This is a genomic window from Acidiphilium iwatense, from assembly GCF_021556475.1.
GTDB lineage: Bacteria > Pseudomonadota > Alphaproteobacteria > Acetobacterales > Acetobacteraceae > Acidiphilium > Acidiphilium iwatense.
The window spans coordinates 1-2499 of sequence record NZ_JAKGBZ010000119.1 but is presented as its reverse complement, the minus strand read 5'-3'; the positions used below and the strand labels follow the sequence as shown (position 1 = coordinate 2499).

At 61.3% G+C, this 2499-nt stretch carries 2 protein-coding genes and 1 pseudogene; 2 read left to right on the top strand and 1 reads right to left on the bottom strand.

The window, feature by feature from the left end; genetic code table 11:
- Positions 1-260: 260 nt before the first annotated feature.
- Both L2A60_RS20255 and L2A60_RS20250 read left to right on the top strand, forming a co-directional pair.
- Complete coding sequence (locus tag L2A60_RS20255) at positions 261-1466, top strand: ISAzo13 family transposase (RefSeq protein ID WP_235706263.1); 1206 nt, start codon at positions 261-263, stop codon at positions 1464-1466.
- Positions 1430-1879, top strand: a pseudogene (locus tag L2A60_RS20250) (transposase); the annotation flags it as partial. The gene L2A60_RS20255 and the pseudogene L2A60_RS20250, both read left to right, overlap by 37 nt.
- A gap of 397 nt (positions 1880-2276) precedes the next feature.
- Here L2A60_RS20250 and L2A60_RS20245 read toward each other — a convergent pair.
- Positions 2277-2499 (bottom strand): hypothetical protein (locus tag L2A60_RS20245; protein ID WP_235706262.1); only part of this gene is annotated, 223 nt, incomplete at its 5' end.

Sequence of the window (2499 nt, the reverse complement as noted above, 5' to 3'; positions counted from 1 at the left end):
CCAACGTCCGATCCGTCGTCGGGACCGCCGCGCGACACGGCCTTGATGCCTACACCGCCATCAAAAACGCCGTCACCGGAGCATCACTGCCGATCGACCCCCTGCCGGGTTGAGCAGATACGAATCTATGGGCAACCATGGTTCAGAAGTCTCGGATAGGGTTTGGCGAGGCCCAGAAATTCCCGAATCGATAAGCTGAGCATTCTGCCCATTGCCGCGGGGGATTCCGGCGCGGTCGTTTGCGTGCGTAGAATTGTTTCATGGTTGACAGATCGGCGATTGGTGAGCGATTCGCGGCGGTACGGCGGAGCCTGAACGAGCGGGGGCGTCGTTTGTTCGCGGCTGCGGAGGCGCGCACTGCGGGACATGGTGGCATTACCGCTGCGGCCCGCGCGACTGGTGTCGCGCGCAGCACGATCGGTCGTGGATTGAAGGATCTTGATGATCCTGGCGGGCTGACGGGTGATATCCGGCGTCCGGGCAGCGGCCGGCGTGCGCTGACGGTCACGGATGTGACGCTGCTCGAAGACCTGCGAGGATTGGTTGAACCTGCCACGATGGGTGATCCGATGCGTTCGCTGTTGTGGGTTTCGAAAAGCCACGTGAAGCTGGCGGCTGAGCTGCGTTTCATGGGTCACAAGATTGGCAAGAGCAGCATTCCGAAATTGCTTGGCCAGTTGAACTATCGCAGGCAGGTCAACCGCAAGACCCTGGAAGGGAGCAGCAATCCTGATCGGGACGCCCAGTTCGAGCATATCAACGCCCGGGTCATTGCTGCTCAGGCGGACGGCCAACCGGTGATTTCGATCGACACGAAAAAGAAGGAGTTGATCGGTCCCTACAAGAACGGTGGCAGTGATTACCGGGCTCAAGGCAGTCCAGATCTCGTACGCGTGCATGATTTCGTCGATCCCGAACTGGGCAAGGTCGTACCCTACGGCGTCTACGATATCGCCGCCAATGTTGGTTGTGTCAGTGTCGGTATCGACAACGACACGGCTCAATTCGCGGTCAATTCAATCCGCCGTTGGTTCGCCGTGATGGGCAGGCGGAGATATCCGGATGCCAAGCGACTGGTGATCACCGCCGATGGCGGTGGATCGAACGGATCGCGCGTGCGGCTATTCAAAATCGAACTCCAGAAATTCGCGGACGAAACCGGCCTCACGCTGGAAATCTGCCACTTTCCGCCCGGGACGTCGAAGTGGAACAAGATCGAGCACCGACTGTTCTGCCACATCACGCAGACATGGCGCGGCAAGCCGCTGACCAGCCGACTTGCCGTCGTCGAGTTGATCGCCGCGACCACAACAAAAACCGGTTTGCTGGTACGCTGCGAACTCGATACGCGCGTCTACCCCAAGGGCATCAAGGTCACTGACGCAGAAATGGACGCGCTCAACGTCAGGGGTCATCCGTTCCATCCCGAATGGAACTACACGATCACGCCAAGGTCAGACCAGTGACCCAGTTATTTTTGGCCGTCCCCTTTGCGTCGGTTGAGACGACGCTGGAATTGTGGGCGTCATCACTGCGTGATGTGAAGGCGCGGATGCGTCGGCTTTTCGCGCAGGAACGCACGGCACTGAATGCTGGTTTGTTCCTGGACGGATTGCTTGGCGGGGAGCCACGCAAGACGGGGTGGATGCGTGCTGAGGCGGCGGGCGATCCAGGCCCGTGGCGGCAGCAGGAACTACTGGGGCGGGACCGGTGGGATGCGGATGAGTTGCGTGATCTGGTGCGGGAGTATGTGGTCGAACATCTTGCGGATGCCGATGCGGTGCTGGTGGTCGACGAGACCGGCTTCTTGAAGCAGGGCAAAGCGTCGTGCGGCGTGGCGCGGCAATATACTGGCAGCGCGGGAAAGATCACTAATTGCGCCGGCCCATGCAGGCCGCGCCAGAGCTTGATCCGCCGTTCCAGCGTGCGCCGGATGCCGGGGTCGAGTTCCGGATGTCGCCGGCCCAGCTCCCCTAGCACAGCGACGGCGCGCAGACCGGGTGCCGCGGTGAGCATTGGCACAACCTCGGTATCCCAGACGGCCTGTAGCGGATCGGGGCGTCGGCTGCCTCTGGGGGGCTTGGTTGCACGAGGTTGATCCAGCTCGTTCTCGATCCGATAGCCGGTTGCAGTGCTAAAGCCGGTCTTGGCCGCAGCAAGTTGCGGGGGATCCCCCTCGGCGCGAAACATCATGAACATCCTCTTCTGCTGAACGGTGATCGGGCGGCCGGGCAAGGCTGACGCTCCTACGATGGAGCCAGACCCTACCCGGTCGATCACGGCCAGTCAGACAGGTTCCGAAAGGAACCCGTTCCTGGGTGGAAGCTCGCTCGGGCTACGTCCTCCCAAGCCCCCACCCAGGATTCTTCGCGGTAGTGAACCGCGCCGGGAATCCCGGAGGCTCCAACTCTTGAGTAGGATGGAGCAATGGAAAAGCGGAAGACATCGAACAGATATTCACCTGAGGTCCGCGAACGCGCGGTGCGGATGGTGCTGGAG